This window comes from Clostridium sp. AF28-12, assembly GCF_003435225.1.
Taxonomy (GTDB): domain Bacteria; phylum Bacillota; class Clostridia; order Lachnospirales; family Lachnospiraceae; genus Pilosibacter; species Pilosibacter fragilis.
In genome coordinates this window covers 50,965-73,852 of the sequence record NZ_QWGJ01000013.1, presented here as the reverse complement: position 1 = coordinate 73,852, position 22,888 = coordinate 50,965, and the positions used below count along the sequence as shown (strand labels likewise).

The following is a 22,888-nucleotide window of genomic DNA, read 5'->3' as shown; positions in this document are numbered from 1 at the left end:
TAAAACAGGCCCATTCATCGATTCATGTCTGGAAAAATAGACCTCTACATCCAGAATTTTTCCATCACGATCTTCTCCGCATACTCAAAGTCCCAAAGTTCAACATTCCCGGCTGTCACCACCGGATCACTGTCGATGACGATCCCGTCGACCATGTAATCCCGCTGTCCCACCGGCGTTCCTTCCCGGACCGGAGCATGGAGCGATTTTGCGATCTTTGTCCTTACCTGGACCTTCTCATCGTTTCCCAGCAGAACACGGAGAGGGGTCTTATCCGCGTTTTCAGTCCCGATCTCTACCTTAACCCTGTACCCCACGCCATTTTCCACCGGAACTGCAGTTTCCTCCCCGAGTCCCTTTTTCTCTATCTCCTTATACTCAAAGTTTTTATCCCCGTATGTCACAAGTTTCCGCACATCCTGCCACTTATAGGTCTTGTGGGGCGGCCACCCGCAGCCCAGAAGCGCCGCTATGAACAGCTTCTTCCCCTTTTTCACTGCACCAACATAACAGTATCCAGCCTTTCCCGTGAATCCGGTCTTTCCACTGACCGCACCTTCCATGGATGTCAGGAGAGCATTATGATTGACGCAGGAGAAACTCCGTATCCCGGAAAGGTCGGAAAAGGCGTGGGACGGTGCTCTTGTGATGGCAAGGAACTCTTCTTTTGCCGGGGAGAGCACGATGCAGTATCTGAGGATCCGCGCCAGGTCTGCCGCAGTGGTGGAATGAATCTTCCCACTCTCCTTATCCTCCGCATCCAACCCGTTGGGCGTCAGAAAATATGTATCATCACAGCCAAGTTCCGCTGCCTTCCTGTTCATCATGTCCGCGAAATCTTCCACGCTGCCCCCGACCGCTTCCGCGATGGCCACTGCGGTGTCATTGTGGGATTCCAGCATCAGGGAGTAAAGAAGGTCTTCCAGTCGGTATTTCTCCCCTTCTCTCACATGCAGCTTCACCTCCGGCATGGTCGCCGCCCGGTCTGAGATCCCGACTTCCGTGTCCAGCCCGGCATTCTCCAGGGCAAGGATGCAGGTCATGATCTTCGTGGTGCTGGCCATGGGAAGGACTTCCATCTCGTTTTTTTCGTACAGAATCCGCCCTGTATCGCCGTCAAGCAGGACAGCGGAGTGAGAATTCAGGTTCAGCGGATCGGTCTTCACCTTCGATCGCACCACCGCTGATTCCAGAGTCTCCCCATTCTCGGACCGGATCACCGATACGACCGGATCCTGTGCAGCCTGCAGCCCGCTGCTTTCCCTGTATAAATGATCTCCGGGAACTGCCGCTGCCAAAAGCAGGAGTCCCCCCAGGCACAACTGCAGAATCGGGGATGGTCCGGGTCTGCGTTTTTCCTTTTCTTTCCCCAAGGTCCATTCACTGAGCCGCGCCAGCACCATTCCTGCTATATTTTTATTTTTCCACATTTTTCAGAACTTCCGCCGCATATTTGTAACAGCATATGCGGATGTTTTCTGAGACTTGCCGGACAATTTTTCCTATGATACAATGAAAGGTGCTGAAATAATTTTAGAGATCATTTCTACATGTCCGCGGTGTTATGCAGCCGAAATATCTGCGGGCATCTAGCGTATTGAATTATTATTTTTTAATAAAAAGGGATTTTTCATGAATATAGTTTTAATTTACACAATTAAAGAAGCTGAGAGCGGCCGTTCCATCGCCGCCTTTCTCCTGGATTCCGGCTATTCTTCCCGCCTGGTGGTTCATCTTCGGAACACCGAGGGCAGTTTTCTCCTAAACGGAAAAACTGTTTTTTCCAACACAGTCCTTCAGCCGGGAGATCGGTTACGCGTCCATGTTACAGAGAAAAAAATTTCTGACCAGATTGTTCCTGTTCCCATGGAACTCTCCGTCGTTTTTGAAGATGAACATGTTCTTGTGGTCGATAAACCAGCCGGAATGCCGGTCCACCCATCCCAGGGACACTATGAGAATACCCTGGCTAACGGGATTGCATGGTATTACAGGAATGAGGAGTCTCCTTTCGTGTTCCGGGCCGTAAACCGGCTGGACCGGGACACATCAGGGCTTGTGCTTCTCGCAAAGAATCCCTACAGTTCCTGCGTTCTCTCTGATGCCGTGAAGGACCACACGATTCACAGGGAGTACGCCGCCATCGTCTCCGGGAAGACGGACGCATCCGGCACCATCGATCTTCCGATCGCAAGAAAGGACGGCTCCACCATCGAGCGGGTCTTGGATCCAGAGCGGGGTGAGACCGCTGTAACCCATTACCGGACATTTGCCTACAACAAGAACGCTGACCTCTCCTTCATCCGCCTCCTCCTGGAGACAGGAAGGACACACCAGATCCGCGTCCATATGAAAGCCATCGGGCATCCGCTGCCAGGGGATTTTCTCTACTGCCCGGACTACCGTTTTATCGACCGTCAGCCGCTCCATTCCACATATTTAAGCTTTTCCCATCCGGTGACCGGAGAAAAGCTTGAGTTCTCCGCCCCGCTGCCGGGGGACATGAGGAAACTGTTTCCAAACATAAAAGATCCGTCAGGTCCTGTCTTTTATTAAGGCAGATCCCGGCGGATCTTATTTACGCGAACAACGAGCCAAAGTCCGCGCATGCGCGGGACCTTGGCGACTGTCGCGATAACAAGGGGAAACTCGCGAAGCGTGTTTTCGCTTGTTTCCATGTCCGGTTCTTTTCTGGCTCTATATCCTTTTTACAGTAATGTAAAAGCAAAAACTTATCTCTTAATGCGTATCATCAACCACCCTGAATCCTAAGTCCTTTCGGATAGTGATTCTTCAGCATCCCGCCAGCCGCCTTCGCAAACCCCAGTGACATGCCGCCGGTAGTCACAAGAACCCAGCCTTTTGCCGGGATGTTCGGTTCTTCAAGATCCTCCGCCCGCAATGTCTCTCCACGGAGATACCGCAGCGCAAGATCCTCCGATCCGACCTCCACACTCTGTCTCACATCACTTTTTTTCAGTGCCAGAGCCAACGCATGGGACGGCTCAAATCTGTCTTTTTTCGCGCTTCCAAGGTGCAGGCCCGGTCTCAATACCTTAAGCCCCATAAGACCCGGCATCACCTCCGGGACGAGATACAGGTTCTCTCCAAACATCAGAAATTTCTTTCCATTTTCCAGATGTTCCATGTCTTTCAAATTCTCTTTTTCAAATGCCCGGAACGCAGCGACCGCTTCCGTGAGCGCCGCATCCTCTTTCGCACGTCCGTTTTTACGTCCGCCCTTTTTGCTGTTTTTCTTTCCGTCTGCGTTCTCTGTACGTTCCACAGCATCCCAGGATCTCTCACCTTTCACAAGCAGCGCCAGGAAATGCCCCTCTCCGTCCGCAAGATGCGGCCAGATCCTCACGGTCTTTTTCAGCTCCTCGTTCCCATCTGCCCATTCCGGGTGACCGGCGGAAAAATATTTTGCAAGCTCCGGCTGCACCACTGAAAACTCCGGATGGCGCTCAAGGAATCCTGCTATGCTCTGCTCGTTCTCCTCGGGCGAAAATGTGCAGGTAGAGTAAACGATCCGCCCGCCACCCTTTAACATCGCCGCCGCACAGTCCAGGATCCCGTCCTGCAGCCCCGCGCACTGTTTTACATGATCTGGGCTCCACTCATTTCTGGCATTCTCATCCTTTCGGAACATTCCTTCGCCGGAACACGGGGCATCCACCACGATCCCGTCAAAAAATTCCGGAAACTCCGGGGCAAGCCGGAACGGATCCATGTTCGTCACCACGGCATTCTCCACACCGAGGCGCTCAATATTCTGGGACAGGATCTTTGCGCGGGCAGGATGGATCTCATTGCAGACTAAAAGCCCATGTCCTCCCATTTTTCCGGCAAGATGAGTGGATTTCCCTCCCGGCGCCGCACAGAGGTCCAGGATCTGCTCCCCGGGCTTTGGAGACAGTACTTCTGCCACAGACATGGCGCTTGGTTCCTGGATATAGTATGCCCCAGCCTCGTGGAACGGGTGGCGTCCCGGGCGCATGTCTGCCTCGTAGTAAAATCCCTCTTCTGCCCAGGGAACTCTTGCGAGTCCCTTCAGGTAATCTCCAAGGGGTTCTCCTTCCTCCGGCATCTCCCCGCTCTTCTGCTTTAATGGGTTGACCCGCAGACCGAATTTCCGCTCCGCGTCGTAGCTTTTAAAAAATGATTCCGCATCACTGCCGAGAAGCTTTTTCATCTTCTCCACGAACGCTTCCGGCAGCTCTCTCTTCGTTTCTTTTTCCATAATCTCCTGATCTCAAAAGCGCCCGCCGGGGATGATCCCAGCGGGCGCTCAAGTTCCTAAAGTCCTAGTTTCTGTTCTTTTGCAGGCGACACATCCAGGATATATCCATCTGCAAGACTGTGTCTAAACACATTTGCCCAGCCATATGTCCATCCGGACATAGCTAAACTATCATCTCAACTTACAGCTCGATCTTGTAATCGTCTGCGCCGATACCGTTTACTACATAGTAAGCAGCGCTCTCTTCCGGCTTTACATAGATCTCGATGGTCTTGATATCGCCGACTTTGTTGCCTTTCTTTGTGTAGGCTTTCTTAACAGCTGCAATGAGGTCTTTCTCTGTAACTTCCTTGCCAGCGAACTGTACAACTACGGATGTCTTGATGTCCTTTGCTGTTGTTCTCTTTGCCGGAGCTTTCTTTGCTGTCTCTTTCTTCGGCTCTTCTGCTTTCTTAGCTTCTGCCTTCGGAGCCTCTGCCTTTGCTTCTGCCTTTACTGTCTTTGTCTCTGCTGCCTTTACTTCTACAGTGCTATTGCTAACCGGTGCTGCAGCCATTTTCTTTGCTGCGGCTGCGATTGGATTCTTCTTTGCCATAATGATATCCTCCTGAAAAATGTTGACACACAAAACTGTTTTCCTGTCATTTCCTGAGTTGTCGTACTAAATAATCGTCATAGCGCATTATAAGCCCTCGTTAGGATTTTGTCAATAAAATCCCGTAAAACTGGTATTTGTAAGCAAAAAAGATCCGGCAGAACACATATCCGAAAGTATCCTGCCGAATCAAAATACCAGCTTTATTTTTTGAATTATTCCTGCAGCTTAAATCCCGGGATCACATCGCTCCACTTGTTGATTCCGATGATCTTCTTCGCAAATTCCGTATACTTCAGAGATTTATTTGTATCAATATATTTGAATACGTTGTAAATATTCTTCGGCATAACAGCGATCACCCGATCCGGACTTGACATATCCACCGTCCAGAGGCCGAATGAGCAGGACTGCTCTACCTCGATCACCGCATCGACCTGACGGTTTAAGATAAACGCGTCGATATACGGGTTATTATCTACAAGATAATATGCATACGCGAAAGCGGCTGCCTGGATATCATAGACATCTCCCCGGGTCGCGCTCTTTGATGTAAAGCCCTCCTCAGAGAGAATGATATGACGGACATTTCCGCCTGCATCGCGCATGATATCCTTCTGGAAGTAATCCGTCAGGACGTTGAGGTTTTTGAAGTTTACGACCGGTGAATCTTCGGTATTATTGACAGCTCCCGTCTGATCATCATCCCAGAACTCCGGCTCCGTCATCGGATGCGGGTACGGGTGGTAGGCAAGTCCCCACTCGATATTCCCCTCGTCACGGATATCGGCGTTGAAGCGGTCAATAAAGTCCTTTGCGCCATACATCAGGTTGGAGTTTGCGCGCTTCCACTCATAGTCCGTGGAGAAGAAGACCCGCGCGTTGCGGCTCTGGCTCTTGATCGCCGTGTAGGCCACACGGAATACCTTTGAGTAGAGCTTTGTATAGGAATCAATGTCCATCGGACCGGTGTAGTTCCAGTTTAAGTTGTTGTTGATCTCATTTCCGACGATCCAGTTGCTGACACGGCCATAGTCATCGTGGGCACCGGAATAGCGCTCTGCCATAAAGGAGAGCAGCGCGCGGGTCGTCTCATATCCCTGCTCCGTGGAGACATTAAAACCGTAGTAGAAAGCTTCCTTTCTCTTCGCAAGCCCGGCTTCGTGAAGCTCCGGGTAGTTGTCGTTCCGTCCGTTTAAAAGGATCGCCGTCACAACGATTCCTTTCGCGGAGAACGCACTGATCATCTTATCATAATCCTTGATGAGATCACCGTTGAAGTTGTAGGTCTTTCCGTTGTATTTGTATTTTAAATTACCGCCCACAAGCTGGTGATACGGGATATTGACCGTCGTGTGCTTTACGCCCAGGTTCAGCGCGTCGCCGAGCATATCGAGCTGGATCAGAAGTCCTTTTTTGCTCATCGGCTCCGGGTAATCCTCGCGATATTTTGCCACATCGCCCGGGTTCGTCACATAGATCGCATTGCTGATCGGGGTGTAGGTGCTGCCGGTCTTTAACGCAACCACGAATCTGGAATAGAGCATCGTATCCGTGGAATCACCGCTGTATTTTAAGGTGAATTTTAACTTGTCGGATTTGTTGCTCCATGCGATGTAGTCCGTTCTGGAGCCTATCTCAGACTCATATGGGTGAAGCTCGAACAGATAATAATAGCCATCATCCGGAGTTTCCCCCTCATTTAAAGCGCCGGCCGTGGCTGTTCCTGTGACGGAAATGCTGTTTCCGTTCTCTACTGAACAAGCCTTCAGCCTTGCGCTGTCATAAGCAAAGCTTGTGAAACATCCCACCGCCGCGGTCATCAGAAGTCCCATAAGAAACGCCGCACCGCTGCGGAATAATGTTCTTTTTTTCATGTCGTTTTCCCGCCTTTCTTTTTTGCCTAAACTATTTTATCATCTGGGTTTTGATGATTCAATTACGATTCCCTTACGATTTTACGGCAATCTGCCGCCTTTTTCGCCATCTTTGCGGCATCAGGACCGCCGGAACCGACCGATTTTGATACAAAATATAAGCACACTCTTTCCGTCATGCTAAAAAACCTCCAGAACAAGTGCCGCCAGATTCGCCGCGAAATGGAACACCACCGGTGCCTTCACCGTGTTCGTTTTTTCCATAAGATATGCCAGGAGCAGCCCCATAAAGAAGCTGTAGATTCCCTGCACAAGGTCCCAGTGGAACACACCGAAAAACGCCGCGGTCATAAATGCTGCCGCCGGGGCGGATACAAGCTCCTTGCATCTTCCATAGAGAACGCCGCGGAAAAAATATTCCTCAAGGATCGGGGATGCCGCCAAAAGCACCACAGCCTCCAGCCACAGATTTCCTGTGAACAGGCTCTCATCTGCCAGGGCCGCGCCAGAGATCTGAAGCGCTCTCACCGCAAGGCCGAACGCCAGGGATATTCCTGCGCCACTGAAAAATGCCGCAGCCGCGATTTTTCCGTTCCAGTGTTCTTTTCCCCTGAACACCGAATCCTCTCTATAAAGATGTACCAGCATCGGAACCGCGATGACTGAGCGGAACAAGGTATCCCATAAGATCACGTCGTCCCCGAAAATCGTTGTCTGCGCAAGTGGAAGTTCAATGATACATGCTACCGCCAGACAGAACAGTATTGGAAAAAGAATCCTCCGGATCCTGATCTTCAATTTTTTCTCTCCTTTCATACTGCCGAACCGGCAGCTTTACGCGCACCAACACATCTTACCACATTTTGCGATGGAATACAAATATCCGGGGTGGAATATATTATAAAAAGCAATTCCATGAGACATCTGCACGTCTCTGGAACCACCTGAAAAGGATATCATTTCATGAAATTTCCATTTTTCTGTCTTTTAAAAGAATTCCCGCGCGATCATGACCAGGCTTTCGCAGGAAGCCGTCCAGCCACACTTCTTCTGGCTCTCATCCTACTCCCCCTCTCCTACGTCCTCGGCGCTTTCGCCGCCACCGTCATTCCGTCAGTCCCGGCATCTGCGGACGGAAACTGGGGCCTCTCATTCCAGCAGGAGGGAAAGCCGCCTGTCGCTAACGCCACGGCAGATGAATTAAAGCAGTACAATGCCTGGTACGCCGATCTTTCCGGCGAGAAAGTCATCTACCTGACCTTCGACGCCGGATATGAGAACGGCAATACCCCCATGATCCTGGACACCTTGAAAAAGCATCAGGTTCCCGCCGCGTTTTTCGTCGTCGGAAACTACCTGGAGACCAGCCCGGACCTCGTAAAACGCATGGTCTCCGAGGGGCATATTGTCGCAAACCATACATACCACCACCCGGACATGTCGAAGATCAGCGATCCGGAAAGCTTCGCGAAAGAGCTCTCAAGCCTCGAAACAAGCTACACAGAGATCACAGGAGAGAACATGCGGAAATACTACCGGCCGCCCCAGGGAAAGTACAGCAAAGCGAATCTTCAGATGGCAAAAGCTCTCGGCTATCAGACCTTCTTCTGGAGTCTCGCCTATGTGGACTGGTATCAGGACAAACAGCCCACAAAGGAGGAAGCATTCAAAAAGCTTCTCGGGCGCATCCATCCTGGTGCCATCGTGCTTCTGCACAGTACTTCCTCCACAAACGCGGCGATCCTCGATGAGCTGCTGACGAAGTGGGAGGAGATGAGCTACCGGTTCGGGACATTGGATGAACTTGTCCAGAAGGCTGCTGCCACACAATAGAATGCGCATCATTGGCACGTTAGTGCCTTTTGTGTAATAGGGAATTCCTCGGAATTTCCTATTACACAAAAAGCACCTGCTGCCCTCTAAATTTACAGAGGACACAGCAGGTGTTTTACCATAGCTTATTCACTTTCCGCTGCAACACGCCATCCTGTCCTAATCCGGCTCCACGATCCGGTATCCGACGCCGACCTCTGTAAAAATATACTGCGGCTCCGCAGGATTCTTCTCGATCTTTCTTCTGATATTTGCCATATTGACGCGCAGGATCCGGTTGTCGTTCTTCATGTTCGGTCCCCAGATTTCTTTGATAATATAGTCATAAGTCATGACTTTCCCGGCATACTTTCCAAGAAGACTCACGATCTTATACTCGTTCTGGGTCAGCCCCGCGTCCACACCGTCGATAAACACGCGGTGCTTGTCATAATCGATGGTCAATCCGCCGGATTTAAAAACTCCCGTCTGTCCGCCCGGCTGATTCGGGATCCCAGACCTTGTGTGGCGGATCGCAGTGCGGATCCTCGCGAGAAGCTCGGATGTTCCGAAAGGTTTCGTGATGTAATCGTCGGCTCCGAGATCCAGTGCCTCCACCTTATCCCTCTCATGGGTTCTCGCCGACACAACGATCACCGGCATCGCGGACCATTCCCGCACGCCCTGCAGGATCTTCATGCCGTCCATATCCGGAAGACCGAGATCCAGGATCACCACGTCCGGACACTGGGAGGTCACCATGCTGTATGCCTCCGCTCCCGTCTGCGCAACGATCACATCGTAATTGTTCGCTTCCAGCACTGTCTTGATGAAATTGCTGATCCTCTTGTCGTCTTCCACGACCAGCACTCTGTCTTTAATCTCCATATTCCGTGTCCACTCCTTTCGGCAGCCAGAACATCACTCTGGCACCGCCTTCTTTTCTGTTTTCTGCTTTCATGATTCCGTCGTGGGCTCTTACGATGGTCATGCAGACCGAAAGTCCGATTCCCATATTTCGCTTGGAATCGCTCTCTTTTCCGTCCTCCGACTGGAAACTTCCGTCGAACATTCTCGGAAGAGCGGACTCCTTGATTCCGGCACCGTCATCCTCAACAGAGAATTTCACCTGGTCCCCGTCCTCCGTCACGATCAACCAGATCTTTGTCATACCGTCCGCGTGGAGCACGCAGTTTTCCAGGAGATTTACGATCACCTGCTCGATCAGGATCGCGTCCATAGGCACAAACAGGACATCCTCCGGCACTTTCGGGACTACCTCGATATCCGGGAATCGTTTTCTGAATTTCGTGATCGCTCCGCTGATCACGTCCTCCACCAGTTCATCTTCCTTATCGATCCTGGCGGTTCCATCCCCGATCCTCGTGATGGAAAGAAGGTTTTCCACCACCCGGACGAGCCACTGACCCTCGGATTTCATGTCCTCAAGGAGTTCCAGGATATTTTCCTTCGATAGCGCGTCATAGTTGTCGATGATCCCGGACGCGGAGCCGACGATCGACGTCAACGGGGTGCGGATATCATGGGAGACCGCCCGCAGAAGGTTCGCGCGCATCTTTTCCCGCTCAACCTCCAGCCGCATCTGCTCCTGTTTCTTAATCTGGGTCGTCAGGGCGCTGACGCTGCAGGCCACAGCCAGCATGGCAACGAAGGTCAGCGGGTATCCTGTGATCGCAAAGTTCAGTTTGAAATACGGGAACGTAAATACATAGTTCACGCCGAACACAGCGATGATCGATGCGACGATTCCATAAACATATCCATCCGTAAAGCGGGACACAAACAGCACCGCCAAAACGAACAACAGCGGGACGTGCGTGTCTGATTCTGAGATCCGCTGGACAAGAAAACAAAATGCCGTCGCGATTCCCAGGATCCCGAACGCGATCCCGCTGTTCTTTAACACTGATCTGACTTTTGTGCTCATAGGGGAACCTCCGGTTTTTTTATGATCCATGAAGAACAACTGCTGCCATTCTTATCACTTATTCTTCTTTTGGATTCATTATAACATAATTTCTGCTAAAATCGTGTTAAGATTGCAGATAATTTCCCGAAAAGTCACCCGTCTTAATGATATTTGTTCAGATTTCACTGCCGTTTTTTCAAACAGCCAGTCAACCATCCCTTTATTTTAACGATATAAAGAATATCCGTACTTCACTTTTCTATAAATCTTCTGAGCGATCATGACCGGAATATAACCCGTGATCACGATGGTCGGAATACCGCCTACAATCGCAACAAGGATGATGAAAAGGATCGAAAATAAATTAGCCATGATATAGACCTCCCAAACTCTTCTTTTATATCCACCCCGCTTTTGTTTCCTGCAAAGAATCTTTGCCAAATTTCTTTTTCGGGATGGTTTTAATCTGACAGGATGAAATTTCTCTCCTGTTTTTAAGTCGAACCATATATATCACAGAATTTTTATCCCCGCTACCTTTTTACCTGCTTTTTAGCCGCCGCTTAATCGCTTATTTTTTCTCCTTAACACAAATTTTGCAAATAACATGTACAATATATTTCGTCAGGATTTTTGTAACTTTTGTATGTATTTTTTGCGTTTTGCGTCATCTTAACAGACTTTTTCAAAAATATAATTTAATTTTTGCAGTCTATGCTTCCCTACATATGCCAAAAAGAGCTGATGACCCAAATATAGTCACACAGCTCTTTTCAGCTTTGCGCAGAAAAATCTTCCTCCGCGTCCTTATTTACTTCTCAAGCATCTTGTCCGCATGGTCAAGGGCTTCCTCAATATTCCTGCAGAAATTTTCTCTTCCCACGAGATCCACGAATCCGGCTTTCTCCATTGCGCGCATCGGCTGCTCGTTGACATGGGACAGGATCAGGGTGACTCCGTTCTTTTTGCAGCGCTCATAGAGGGCTGTCATGGAGTTCATGGCTGTGCTGTCGGCTGCCGGAACCGCACGCATGCGCAGGATCAGGCATCTTGTGCCTTCCCCCACTGTGATCTGGTTGATGCGGTCAGCCGCGCCGAAGAATAACGGTCCTGTGAGCTCGTAGACCGCAAGCTCCATCGGGATCTGGCGTAAATCTGCCGGGTTGATCTCCTCTGCCGCCGCCTTCAGCTGCGCTTCCTCTACAGAAGGAATCGCATTTGCCTTTTTCGCGCCTTTGGCAGCTTCCTCTTCCTCGCGCTTCTGCTCCTCAAGTTCCTCCACATGGAGCCAGCTTCTGACTCCCATCTCGTCGCTCATGCGCTTCATGAACAGCAGACAGGAAAGCACCATGCCCACCTCGATGGCTACGACAAGATCGAAGACTACTGTTAAGAAGAATGTGATCACAAGAACTGCGATATCGCTCTTCGGAGCCGTCTTTGCGAGTCTTGCGAATGTTCTCCACTGACACATATTGTAGGCAACCATAAACAGGATCGCCGCGATGGTCGGCATCGGGATCCAGCTTGCGTACGGCATCAGGATCACAAGGATCAGAAGAAGAACGCCAGCATGGACCATTCCGGCTACCGGAGTGCGTCCGCCGTTCTTGATGTTTGCCGCTGTACGTGCGATCGCACCGGTTGCCGGGATTCCGCCAAATAAAGCAGAAACAATATTTCCTGCACCCTGGGCCACAAGCTCTGTGTTGGAGCGGTGCTTTCCGCCGATCATGCCGTCCGCGACAACGCAGGAAAGCAGGGACTCGATGGCTGCCAGGATCGCGATCGTGAATGCGTCGGATAAAGATCCCTGGATCACGTCATAGCTGAAGGCCGGCATATGGAAGGCTGGAAGTGCATTGCTGACGCTGTAGAGATCTCCGATCGTGTTGACCTGTAACGGAAGGAATTTTACCATCACGATACCTGCGATGACTGCCACTAAGGATCCCGGGATCTTCTCCGTGATCTTCGGCATTACGATGAGGATCGCCAGGCAGACAAGACCTACGATCAACGCATGAACATTCATGGTTCCGAAACCTGCGGCAAAAGCTTTTAACTTCTGCATGGTCTCGATGGTCTCCATACCTGCCGGGTATGTGACACCGAAGAAATCCTTTAACTGTCCGATCACGATGGTCACCGCGATACCGGAGGTGAATCCGGTGGTGATCGTAAACGGGATAAATTTGATCAAGGAACCAAGCTGACAGAATCCCATGATAACAAGGATGATACCTGCCAGGATCGTTGCGACTGCCAGACCTTCCACGCCGCTTCTCGCCACGATGCCGGCTACGATCGTAGCAAAGGCTGCTGTCGGACCTGCGATCTGTACCTGGCTGCCGCCTAAGAATGAGATCACGAAGCCTGCCGCGATGGCCGTGTAGATTCCCTGCTCCGGACCTACGCCGGACGCCAGTGCCAGCGCGATGGACAACGGAAGGGCAATGATGGCTACGATGATACCTGCTACCACATCAGACATCAGCTGGGCACCGGAATACTTCTTCAATGTTGTGAACAACATTGGACGTATTTTTTCCATACTCAATATTCTCCTTTTTCTTACCTGTGTGTGTAAAAGTAACTGTCTGGTCCCGAAAAAAGACCACGAGTATTTATTATACAGGAAAATATGAGACTGTCCAGTTTTTTCGAATTTTTAGCGGATATAGTTATGAATTTAACATTTTTGCATGTTAAATTCATACTTAAATGCCCATTTTACGGAAATCACCACTGTTTTTCCGCAAAAAATCCCCCGCGCATACCTGCCTTACAGATACACACGGGGAATTTACGCTTCTTTGCAGCTATTTTATTTCTCTGCGCTTTCCTTGTTTGCTTTGCTGTCCAGAGTATTTAAACTCATATCATTGTAGTCATCCAGATTCAGATTTCCCATCATCTTATCTACAACAAGTGCATTCGTCAGGGAACCGGTGACGTTGATCATGGTTCTCGGCATGTCGATGATCGGGTCTATGGCTAAGATCGGACTGACCATACCGAACTGGGCGCCCATGCCGACACCGGAAAGTCCGACGGAAGCAGCCATGGTCGCTGTTCCAGGGATACCTGCGATTCCAAGGGAACCGATGGCGACAACAAAGATCGTCATCACGATCATTGTCCATAACTTTTTTCTTCTAAATCATTTTTCTGCACTGCTCAAACAGTACATTTCTCCACACTTTTCACATGGAGAACCTTCTCCGACACGGTAAACTTCACCTCATATCCGGCAAATTCCATGCCATAAACCCGGTCCGGATCCTCCTGGTAGGACGGGCGGGGATCCTGGGCCAGAACTGCGCGGAGCGGATCCCGCTTTTCTTCCGGCAGGAACTCCAGAAGTTTTTCCGGGATCTCCACCGCAAGCCCGTACTCTTTCGTCTGGTCCGTGAAGCCGCCCTTCGCTTCCGGGTGGCTGTCCGCAAAGGGGACGTAGGGCTTGATGTCAAAGACAGGCGTCCCATCCATCATGTCCGCCCCCGTGACAACTAAGACCGGAGCGCCGTTTTCCAGGTATTCCACTCTTTTAAGCTTCACGACGGAAAGTCCCAGGGGATTCGGACGGAACGGGGATCTCGTGGCAAACACACCGACTCTCATGTTTCCCCCGAGTCTCGGCGGACGCACCGTCGCTGACCAGTTTCCCGGCTTTCTGACGTTCTCCGAAAACTCCCAGATCAGCCAGAGATGGGAGAACTCTTCGATTCCCCGGATGGCCTCAGGATTGGAAAATTCCGGCTCAAAAACGATCTTCGCCTCCAGATCACCCGTCAGGCCGCTCTGTCTCGGAATTCCGAATTTTGTCGGGAAATCCGTGTGGATATACGCCACCGGTCGGATCATATGGTCCGCGTTCTGATTTTCTTTTTTTCCTGCTGCCATATCTTTCTCCCCCTTATCAGTCTGTTTTCCACTCTGTCATCTGCCCATAAAGCAGACCGGGCGCTCCCGCATAATTATTTTTCTCTGGTGGCTTCACCATTTCATGACTGCTCCGTCACCCTTCTGATCCATCTGACGTTTCCAGCCATTTTCTCAGATCCGCCATCATCTTCTTCGCGTCCATGACACCGATCTGATATGTCTTTTCGATCTCCTCGGCGCTCTTGCAGATCCTCGGGATCGTAAGAGGAACGCTCGGACGGATCACGAAAACTTCGCCCGCCCTTTCCAGCTTTTCAATATTTCGGATACTCATGTTGTACTCAACAGCCCTGTTCTTAAGCGCCTCTGCGAACTTCGGATATTTATGGTACACAATATCCGCCATCCAGGGATTTTCCGGTTTTTTCCGGTACCCTGAATCTCTCGTGAGGACCACAACATTGCGCTTATATCCCAGTTTCCGGAATGTTTCCACCGGTACACTGTCCGTACATCCGCCGTCAAGCAGTTTTCTGCCGTCAAGCTCCACAAACTTTGACACATATGGAAGCGACGCTGATGCACGGATATAGTCGATATCACGTTTCATATCGTGAAGCTTCGCGTAGACCGGTTTTCCCTTCTCAACATCGCTGCAGACCGCGTAGAAATCGGTGTGTTCTTTATTTTTATTAAACATGTCATAATCATAAACATCCAAGATCTCTGGAAGTTCGTGGTAGCAGAAATCAGCATCCACAAAATTTCCTGTCCTGATCAGATTTTCGGTGCTCATAAACCGCTTGTCCGCACAGTATTTTTTATAATACCGGATACTTCTTCCCTTCTGTCCCGAAAGGAAACTGCACCCATGAACCGCTCCCGCCGAAACGCCGATCACCCCGTCAAAGGTAAGGCCCTCATCCAGAAATACGTCCAGAACTCCCGCCGTGTATATGCCGCGCATACCGCCCCCTTCCAGCACAAGTCCTGTTTTGTTCTTATTTCTTCCCATCTTCTGATCCATCTTAAAGTTCCTCCTTTCCTGCTCACTGTGACATGTCTTTGCTGGATCTTTCCACGAAAAGACGCGTCAAGTACGTATTTTACAATGAAAGCGGCTTTCCGTCAAGGAAGCCGCTTTTATTTGATAACTCTTTAATCTGTTGCTTTGCATTCTGAACCGGCAGAACAAGCTGCCACGCACTTAGTCCACCAGTTTCTCCAGCTCGCTTACATATTCCGTCCTGTCGCTGGTCACATGACCGGCTTTCGCGGCATATAAGGAGACCGCCGTCTGGGATTTCTTCACCGGCTGCATCGTTCCGGCGCCTGCCACACACCCGCCCGGGCATGCCATTCCTTCCAACAGGTATCCGTTGTACTTTCCTGCCTTGGCGAGCTGTAACAGCTTCTTGCACTCCTTTAAGCCCTCGGCGTTCGCCACCTTGATCTCCTTGTCCGGGTACATCTGGGCGATCACGTCCACCACGGATTTCGCGACGCCGCCGGCAACCGCGAAGTTTCTTCCGTCCCTGGATGCCGCGCTGACTCCGCCCTCATCCTCCGCGATATTCTCGATATCCACATGCTTCGCGTCAAAGATTCCCGCCATCTCCTCGAAGGTCAGGACGAAATCCACCTCACTCCGCACAGTTTTTCTCATAGCTTCCAGTTTTTTCGCCGCGCAGGGTCCGATAAAGACCACCTTCGCCTTCTCATGCTTCTTCTTGATGAGTCGCGCGGTGAGCGTCATCGGCGTCAGCGCCATGGAGATACAGTTCGCGTAGTCCGGGAACAGTTTTTTCGCCATCATGGACCATGCCGGGCAGCAGGATGTCGCCATAAACGGCAGCTGTTCCGGAACTTCCTTCACAAAGTCCTCCGCCTCCTGCACCGCACAGAGATCCGCGCCGATGGCGACCTCAAAGACGTCCGCAAAGCCCAGGGCTTTCATGGCCGCCCTCAGCTTTCCAGGTGTTACCTTCGGGCCAAACTGACCGACAAATGCCGGTGCCACAGCGGCGTACACTCTCTCACCTGTCTGGATCGCGCGGATGACCTGGAAGATCTGGGATTTGTCCGCAATGGCCCCGAACGGGCAATTCACGAGGCACTGTCCGCATGAGACGCATTTGTCGTAGTTGATATCCGCCTTTCCGTTCTCGTCCGAGTGGATAGCATCCATGCCGCAGGCCGCCGCGCAGGGGCGCTCCTGGATGATGATGGCATGGTAGGCACAGACATTCGCGCACTGTCCGCACTTGATGCACTTATCCGGGTCGATCCTGGATCTTCCGTTTGTGCGGTCCAGACTCACTGCGTCCTTCGGACACACCTCCACACATGGGTGGGCAAGGCAGCCCTGACAGCCGTCTGTCACATAGACCCGCTTTTCCGGACACGCGTTACAGGCGAATTTGATCACATTGATGAGCGGCGGCGTGTAATATGTCTCCGGTTTGTCCGCCTCCTCGATTCCCTGGGATACCGGTGCTGGGTCCGATGCCCCGCGGTACGTAAGTCCCATGGCAAGACGGAGCCGCTCGCTCACGATCGCCCTCTCCAAAAAAACATCGTTTCTGAAATTTCCGACTTCTCCCGGAATGATCTTATACGGAAGCTCCTCAATCCGTTTGTCCACCGGCCATTCCGTGTGATACGCCATTCTTGCCACTTCCCTGAAGATCCGATGGCGGATCTCCTGGATTCTTGTCTCTACGCCTCTCATAAGCTTTCCTCCAATCATGATCGTCCTCATGGGTTTCCCTGTCTTGTTAAAAATATAACACTTATATTACGTTCATTCAAGCATAATTTTCTCTTCTATTCATGAATTTTTCCGCACCCTGCACAGTTTTTTTCATAAACCAGCCCTCAGGATACAAAGCATTTGCATTTTATTTTATCTCATTCTATAATAAAAGTAGTTTGTAACTGCGAAGATCTACGGAACAGTTACTGCAGTTTTATCATTGAAAGGAGATTTTTCCATGGCATTCAAAGAAGTTGATATCAAAAGTCTGAATTTTAATCCCTTCACAAAGATCGGTTCTGAGTGGATGCTGATCACTGCCGGCGATCAGTCCGGATACAACACCATGACCGCAAGCTGGGGCGGTCTCGGCGTTCTCTGGGGCAAAAATGTTGCCACCTGCTATATCCGCCCGCAGCGCTACACAAAGAAATTCGTCGACGCGAACGATACCTTTACCCTGTCCTTCTACGGACCGGAGCACAAACAGGCACTCTCCATCTGCGGTTCCAAATCCGGCCGTGACTGCGATAAGGTCAAAGAAGCTGGACTTACCCCGTATTTCACAGACGGAACAGCTGCTTTCGAGGAGGCCAGCATGGTCTTCGTGTGCAGGAAGCTCTACGAGGATGAGATCAAGCCGGAGAACTTTATCGCAAAAGAGAACGATGGAAAATGGTATCCGGAGAAAGATTATCACACTGTTTATATTGCAGAAATCACAAAAGTTCTCGTAAAAGAATGATAGAACGTAACTATTCAGTGCCTTCATAGTTACGTGCAAAAATCCATTCCAGATCAGCTTCGCTGATGGGATTTTTGCCTTCCAGCCTATGTTTTCTTACGGTCAGCGCAGCAAGTGCGCAGACCTACTGAACAGTTACGATAGAACTTACTATAAAAGGCATGTGGATCAGATTTCTCTGATTTTTACATGCCTTTTCTTCAAATAGTTATTTTTCCAGCTTTAATCTGATTTTTACCTGTATCCGGCGCACCGCCGCAATTGCTGTTTTCGACTTTTTTCTTTCTTTTTTCAAGTCTCCTCTTTTTCCCTGACTTCCCGTATTTTCCGCCATTTTTGCACTATCTTAGCGAAATTTTAGCACTGTTTTCCCTTTTCCATCCCACGCAATTCTTGACTTTTAAAAATTCAGGCACTAAAATACTGAATGAATTGGCAGAAATCGGCATGATTTTAGATGCAAAACGGTTTTATGCCTTTTTTCTTTCTAAACTATACAGATAAGGACTAACAGAGAAAAAGATAACCGTCACCTTCAAAGCAATCGGACTGTTATCAATATGAAAGAATACGATTATGAAAAAGTTACTGATCGGAATCGATGTCGGTTCCACCACAACAAAGATCACGGTCCTGGATGCCGGGACCGAAACACTTTTATACTCCGACTACCGCCGCCACCACGCGGACCAGCTCGCCAGCGTCCTCTTCGCAATCCGGGAAGCGGCAGAGCGTTTTCCTGACTGTGACGCCAGGATCATTCTCACCGGTTCCGGTGCAAAGCCTGTGGCCGAGGCGGCTGGCACCCCCTATATCCAGGAGGTCGTCGCTAACTCCATCGCCTTAAAGAAGACCTACGAGACTGTGGGAACCGCCATCGAGCTCGGCGGACAGGATGCGAAGATCATTTTCTGTGACATACTCCCCCCACTTAGCTAACGCTTGAAGTGGGGGCTTCTCGTTCGATTGCCCTATTGGGCAAAGCATAGGCGAGCTATCCCCGTGTGTCCCACGGTTCTGTTATTACGAGCGGGGCTGTTTCGTATCTACGCAGTCCCGAACAAAATCTACGTTTTGGGCGGAGATCAGGAAATTTTTCTTTCTGTTTCAAGTTCAACTCCCGATATTCTCAATCCTTCCCTGCAAATATTGATAGCTGCATTCTCATCACGGTTCATCTGATTTCCACAGGTGCAGCTATAGATACGGTCTTCCAGTTTCAACTCCTTTTTGAGTTTTCCGCAACAGCTGCAGATTTTTGAACTGGGATACCACTTATCAATACGAACCAGTTTCTTACCGGCACGTTCTAATTTGTAGGAAAGAAAATCAGTAAACATACCCCATCCATTATCATGAACACTCGTTCCGAACCTTGAATCCTGGCTCATTTCTTTCATATTCAAAGATTCTATGCACACAAGATCATAAAAATTGGTTATCTTTCTGGATTCCTTGTGTAGATAGTCTTTCCGCTGACGTGCGATATGAGCATGGAGTCTGGCTATTTTCTTTTTCTGTTTCATGTAACGGCCGCTCCCCTTTTCGCAATGACTCAGCCTGCGCTGCTCCCTTGCAAGTTTTTCCTGGGATTTTCGGAAAAAGTGGGGATAATCTGCATGAGCTCCATGGGAATCTACATACAATTCGCTCATGGAAAAATCAAGTCCGATTGCGGTTTTTACTGGCCTGATTTCATGTCCCGGTTCTTCTGCCGCATACAGTAATGATACATAATACTTGTCATCTGCTTCCTGGCTGACGGTGGCACCCTTCAATATGTAACGATCATCGATACTCCGATGCTGTTTTATGCGGATCCAACCTGCTTTCGGAAGTTTCAGTTTCGCATTCTGCAAAGTAATATTTCCATTTACGCAGTTTGTCGTATAACTTCTCACCGGATTCTTTTTTGACTTGAACTTCGGAAAACCAGCCGAAGAATCCCGAAAGAAGTTCTTGTAGGCTGTCTGCAGATGCAGCTGTGCATTGCACAATGCCAGACTGTCTACCTCCTTCAGCCACGGAAACTCTGCCTTATATTTTGCAGGCGTAACCTTTAATACTTTTCCGGTTTTCTCATAATATTCGTTCTTTTCTGCCAGCATCCGGTTATACACGAAACGCACACAGCCAAATGTCCTTGCAAATAGTTCTTTTTGAGATTTATTCGGGTAGATCCGAAAACGGTACACGATGTTCACTCTTCTTTTCTCCCTGTGTTTCTATGTACTGGCGGATAACCTCAATGGGTGCACCACCAGCACTTAACAGACAAAAACTCTGGCTCCAGAACATTTCTTTCCAAAGCTTCTGCCGAATCTCCGGATACTCTTTTTTTATCAATCGGCTGCTTGCGCTTTTATACGCATTAATAAATTTGCTGAGTTCCGATTTCGGATGGGCCCGGAACATGATATGAACATGATCCCGATCATGATTCCATTCCTCTAATGTAACATGATACTTCGGAGCGATATATTCAAAAATCTCCCGGGCCCGATCAGAAACAGGATCCGTCAGTATCTTTTTTCGGTATTTTATAACCAGAATCAAATGATAATAGAGTAGAAATACTGAATGCGCATTACTGTCCAATTTTCTCATAAAATCAGCCTTTCCTTTTACTTTCGACTGATTATATCATAGCACAGGAACGCTTGTTTGTCTATGTCTTTCAGAACATTTGTTCTTCTATGCTTGTTTTCATTTATGTGCACAGATATGTGCAGTTTTAAGATGCCAGATATTGCATGATTTTCCCAAAAGGCAATTCATCTCACCACCTAAAGAGGATGGGAGAATTCTTGCAAAGTGTTGTTAAATATCGTTTACAATCACATTTAGGGTAGGATTCCTCTGGAATCCTGCCCTGTTTTAAATCATACATAGATTCCTGATATTCATTCTTTGATTCTTTATCGATTTGTTTTCAGATACGATAGATTAAAAATAGTTAGATTTGTCTCTAGATTTTATGACTTGTTTAAATATTGTTTTAGACTTCCTGGCATTCTTTTACCGCTTTTGCAAACTCATCCTCATTCATTCCCATAATTGATGCTGCTGTCTTGACGTCGATCTTATGCTCCTGCAGCAGTTTTAAAAGTATATCCATTTTCCCCTGCTGCAGTCCTTCTTTCTGCCCTTGCCGCCTTTCTTCATCCAACATTTCACCAAACAACATATAATTTTCCTCCATTCCCCGATTTTTCTTTAAATCTGTGATCTGTGTCCGAAGTTTCGTGATAAGCAGATCATTTTCTTCCTTTTCCTTCCCGGCATCAGGCTCACCGATCCACTTTAAGAAACGTACAAGTTCCTGTCCTATCCCTGTCTCAATTTTCCCTTTCGTGTTCAGAAAAATCTTGCAGGTTCCATCCTCCAGAAGTTCCCCATCTTCTCTGCAGGTTTCCACAAATGTATACCTGTATCGCTCTCTTCCGAATGGATCAAATGTGCAGATAAAGATCACGATACTCTGCGGCAGCCTTGCAAAATCTTCCCCTGTCTTCAAAGCATCCATATCCATCTGTCCTTGATAATACCTGCTTCTTTTCGGCAGATTTTTTATTGTCCGTTGTCTGCATCTCCACATTATAGACCGTTCCATGTTCATCATCCGCATACACATCAAGACGGACACCTCTTGTTTCCGGATTTACAAAGAGAACATGTTCCGCATGAACCATTACTTTTCTTATCGGGATTCCCAGAATCCGCTCCAGCACTCCCCTGCAGCTTTCCGCATCGGACATGACCGCCGCAAACATAAACGCATCCTTAAATTCAAGTTCCTGATATGTTTTTCTCATGTTTTCCTTTCTTTTTCAGGAACCTTTTGTATGATTTTCTTCATTATAAACCAGCTGCGGACCAGTCTCAAGTTATCAAACGTTTAAAATTATAAAGTTTATATAAACTTTAATTTCGTGTAAAAACGACTCTGATATCAATAATGGGACTGCCGTACTAACTGATATGCTAATGCGACAGCCCCAAAAATAAGTTTTTTATTCTATTTTACCACCGGATCCAGATCTTTCCGCCGAATTTCCAGTTTCCGTAGAGAAGCCGGCCGAACAGACACAGGCAGACGGCGGCGAAAAAGAGGAGTGTGAGGCGGTCGGAGCCTGCGAATGTTGTGAGCAGGGCGAGGAAAGAAGTCAGGGCAAGATACAAAAGGTTCATTCCCTGAAAGCGGATGAAACGGTCTTTTTCATGGATCTTATCGTTCTTCTGAATCCGCTCGTAGGACTTTCCTTTTCCCTTTAACAGCCAGGTACCAATCACGGCCCATTCAATCGTTAAAATACAGAGTATATACTTTGTGAACATGTGCCTTCCTCCTTCACTCCATTATTCTATTTTGACTCGTAAAGAACTACACTTCCCTGTGCCAGGCTCTTTTTCACGTCGATCACTCTCTGGTTCGCGCTGCCTTTCCAGTGCAGGGTCACATCTTTTTCCGCTTCAACGAACGGGCCGTCGACGAGAACATCCACCTATTTTAAGAACGGGAGGTCTTTGATGTCTTCCCAGAGAAATCCTGTATACAGCCAGATGGTCTTTTCCGGGAATTTTTTGTGGATCTCCTCGATGAGATTTCCTGTCTCCTTCCGGTTCTGCCAGTGGAGCGGGTCACCGCCGGAAAAGGTCACCCCGGAGATCCAGGCTGGGGAAAGTGCCTCAAAAAGCTCCTCTTTCGCTGCCTCATCGAACGGAAGTCCGCCCTTCACATCCCATGTCACCGGATTCTGGCAGCCCGGACAAGCATGGCTGCAGCCTGCCAGCCATAAGACTGTGCGCAGGCCATCACCGTTTAACATGTCCTCTTTTGTTATGTTGTGGTATCGCATTTTCTTTATCCTTTATCTGTATTCTTCAGTGTTCATATTCTTGTTTTTATTGGCATAAAAACAAGAATCTCTCGGAAGTCCGCCCTATACGTCTTTAGGCAGAAAAATGCTTATGCAAGCAAGCTTGCAACACATTTTTATGAGTTCTGTCTCGCTCGTTTGCAGTGCTCATATTCTTGTTTTC

Annotated in this window: 22 protein-coding genes and 1 pseudogene; 4 read left to right on the top strand and 19 right to left on the bottom strand. The window is 49.1% G+C overall.

The window, feature by feature from the left end; all coding sequences use genetic code 11:
• Positions 1–44: 44 nt before the first annotated feature.
• The gene (locus tag DWY93_RS11680) at positions 45–1,430 is read right to left on the bottom strand and encodes a D-alanyl-D-alanine carboxypeptidase family protein (protein WP_117469352.1); all 1,386 of its coding nucleotides are present in this window, start codon (positions 1,428–1,430) and stop codon (positions 45–47) included.
• Between the two features lie 202 nt (positions 1,431–1,632).
• Here DWY93_RS11680 and DWY93_RS11675 point away from each other — a divergent pair, with 202 nt between their 5' ends.
• Positions 1,633–2,556, top strand: coding sequence for an RluA family pseudouridine synthase (locus DWY93_RS11675; protein ID WP_117469351.1), 924 nt, complete (start codon positions 1,633–1,635; stop codon positions 2,554–2,556).
• A gap of 196 nt (positions 2,557–2,752) precedes the next feature.
• On the opposite strand, the gene DWY93_RS11670 is transcribed toward DWY93_RS11675, so the two are convergent.
• From DWY93_RS11670 to DWY93_RS11655, 4 genes are all read right to left on the bottom strand, one after another.
• Positions 2,753–4,243, bottom strand: a complete 1,491-nt coding sequence (locus tag DWY93_RS11670) for an RsmF rRNA methyltransferase first C-terminal domain-containing protein (RefSeq protein WP_117469350.1) — start codon at positions 4,241–4,243, stop codon at positions 2,753–2,755.
• 181 nt (positions 4,244–4,424) lie between these two features.
• Positions 4,425–4,838: a DUF6465 family protein gene (locus DWY93_RS11665; RefSeq protein WP_015554129.1), complete on the bottom strand. Its 414-nt coding sequence runs from the start codon at positions 4,836–4,838 to the stop codon at positions 4,425–4,427.
• Positions 4,839–5,053: 215 nt separating this feature from the next.
• Positions 5,054–6,715: a DUF5722 domain-containing protein gene (locus DWY93_RS11660; RefSeq protein ID WP_117469349.1), complete on the bottom strand. Its 1,662-nt coding sequence runs from the start codon at positions 6,713–6,715 to the stop codon at positions 5,054–5,056.
• Positions 6,716–6,895: 180 nt separating this feature from the next.
• The gene (locus DWY93_RS11655; protein ID WP_181968540.1) at positions 6,896–7,513 is read right to left on the bottom strand and encodes a CPBP family intramembrane glutamic endopeptidase; all 618 of its coding nucleotides are present in this window, start codon (positions 7,511–7,513) and stop codon (positions 6,896–6,898) included.
• A gap of 165 nt (positions 7,514–7,678) precedes the next feature.
• Between DWY93_RS11655 and DWY93_RS11650 the strand changes: the two genes are divergently transcribed.
• Positions 7,679–8,548 carry a polysaccharide deacetylase family protein gene (locus DWY93_RS11650; RefSeq protein WP_242990603.1) on the top strand — a complete coding sequence of 290 codons (870 nt, stop codon included), beginning with the start codon at positions 7,679–7,681 and terminating at the stop codon, positions 8,546–8,548.
• Positions 8,549–8,707: 159 nt separating this feature from the next.
• Here DWY93_RS11650 and DWY93_RS11645 read toward each other — a convergent pair whose 3' ends face one another.
• The 8 genes from DWY93_RS11645 to DWY93_RS11615 form a co-directional block, all read right to left on the bottom strand.
• On the bottom strand, positions 8,708–9,415 hold the full coding sequence (locus DWY93_RS11645) for a response regulator transcription factor (protein WP_015554126.1): 708 nt from the start codon (positions 9,413–9,415) through the stop codon (positions 8,708–8,710).
• Positions 9,405–10,475, bottom strand: a complete 1,071-nt coding sequence (locus DWY93_RS11640) for a DUF4118 domain-containing protein (RefSeq protein ID WP_117472310.1) — start codon at positions 10,473–10,475, stop codon at positions 9,405–9,407. Before DWY93_RS11640 ends, DWY93_RS11645 begins: the two co-directional genes overlap by 11 nt.
• A gap of 207 nt (positions 10,476–10,682) precedes the next feature.
• Complete coding sequence (locus DWY93_RS17185; RefSeq protein ID WP_015554124.1) at positions 10,683–10,829, bottom strand: hypothetical protein; 147 nt, start codon at positions 10,827–10,829, stop codon at positions 10,683–10,685.
• 439 nt (positions 10,830–11,268) lie between these two features.
• Positions 11,269–13,011, bottom strand: a complete 1,743-nt coding sequence (locus DWY93_RS11635) for a SulP family inorganic anion transporter (protein WP_117469346.1) — start codon at positions 13,009–13,011, stop codon at positions 11,269–11,271.
• Between the two features lie 273 nt (positions 13,012–13,284).
• Positions 13,285–13,596, bottom strand: coding sequence for a cation:dicarboxylase symporter family transporter (locus tag DWY93_RS11630; RefSeq protein WP_252196394.1), 312 nt, complete (start codon positions 13,594–13,596; stop codon positions 13,285–13,287).
• A gap of 41 nt (positions 13,597–13,637) precedes the next feature.
• The gene (tsaA, locus tag DWY93_RS11625; RefSeq protein WP_015554121.1) at positions 13,638–14,363 is read right to left on the bottom strand and encodes a tRNA (N6-threonylcarbamoyladenosine(37)-N6)-methyltransferase TrmO; all 726 of its coding nucleotides are present in this window, start codon (positions 14,361–14,363) and stop codon (positions 13,638–13,640) included.
• Positions 14,364–14,478: 115 nt separating this feature from the next.
• A complete protein-coding gene (locus DWY93_RS11620; protein ID WP_117469345.1) occupies positions 14,479–15,372 on the bottom strand; it encodes a patatin family protein in 894 nt (297 codons plus the stop codon).
• Between the two features lie 180 nt (positions 15,373–15,552).
• Positions 15,553–17,076 (bottom strand): 4Fe-4S dicluster domain-containing protein, encoded by a 1,524-nt coding sequence (locus DWY93_RS11615; protein WP_117469604.1) that lies wholly within the window; start codon positions 17,074–17,076, stop codon positions 15,553–15,555.
• A gap of 262 nt (positions 17,077–17,338) precedes the next feature.
• Here DWY93_RS11615 and DWY93_RS11610 point away from each other — a divergent pair, with 262 nt between their 5' ends.
• Together DWY93_RS11610 and DWY93_RS11605 are read left to right on the top strand one after the other, a co-directional pair.
• The gene (locus DWY93_RS11610) at positions 17,339–17,845 is read left to right on the top strand and encodes a flavin reductase (protein ID WP_117469344.1); all 507 of its coding nucleotides are present in this window, start codon (positions 17,339–17,341) and stop codon (positions 17,843–17,845) included.
• 576 nt (positions 17,846–18,421) lie between these two features.
• The gene (locus tag DWY93_RS11605; protein ID WP_015554116.1) at positions 18,422–18,784 is read left to right on the top strand and encodes an Activator of 2-hydroxyglutaryl-CoA dehydratase (HSP70-class ATPase domain); all 363 of its coding nucleotides are present in this window, start codon (positions 18,422–18,424) and stop codon (positions 18,782–18,784) included.
• A 146-nt stretch (positions 18,785–18,930) separates the two neighbouring features.
• Here DWY93_RS11605 and DWY93_RS11600 read toward each other — a convergent pair whose 3' ends face one another.
• From DWY93_RS11600 to nrdG, 6 genes and pseudogenes are all read right to left on the bottom strand, one after another.
• Positions 18,931–20,049 carry an RNA-guided endonuclease TnpB family protein gene (locus DWY93_RS11600; protein WP_117469343.1) on the bottom strand — a complete coding sequence of 373 codons (1,119 nt, stop codon included), beginning with the start codon at positions 20,047–20,049 and terminating at the stop codon, positions 18,931–18,933.
• Positions 20,012–20,452 (bottom strand): IS200/IS605 family transposase, encoded by a 441-nt coding sequence (gene tnpA, locus DWY93_RS11595; RefSeq protein ID WP_015554115.1) that lies wholly within the window; start codon positions 20,450–20,452, stop codon positions 20,012–20,014. The genes DWY93_RS11600 and tnpA overlap by 38 nt, the downstream gene beginning before the upstream one ends.
• 391 nt (positions 20,453–20,843) lie before the next feature.
• Positions 20,844–21,371, bottom strand: coding sequence for a hypothetical protein (locus DWY93_RS17500; RefSeq protein WP_242990601.1), 528 nt, complete (start codon positions 21,369–21,371; stop codon positions 20,844–20,846).
• Positions 21,298–21,660, bottom strand: coding sequence for an Rpn family recombination-promoting nuclease/putative transposase (locus DWY93_RS17495; RefSeq protein WP_242990600.1), 363 nt, complete (start codon positions 21,658–21,660; stop codon positions 21,298–21,300). Before DWY93_RS17495 ends, DWY93_RS17500 begins: the two co-directional genes overlap by 74 nt.
• 208 nt (positions 21,661–21,868) lie before the next feature.
• On the bottom strand, positions 21,869–22,183 hold the full coding sequence (locus DWY93_RS11585; RefSeq protein ID WP_015554113.1) for a hypothetical protein: 315 nt from the start codon (positions 22,181–22,183) through the stop codon (positions 21,869–21,871).
• 26 nt (positions 22,184–22,209) lie between these two features.
• Positions 22,210–22,704: pseudogene (nrdG, locus tag DWY93_RS11580) on the bottom strand (anaerobic ribonucleoside-triphosphate reductase activating protein).
• Positions 22,705–22,888 lie beyond the last annotated feature (184 nt).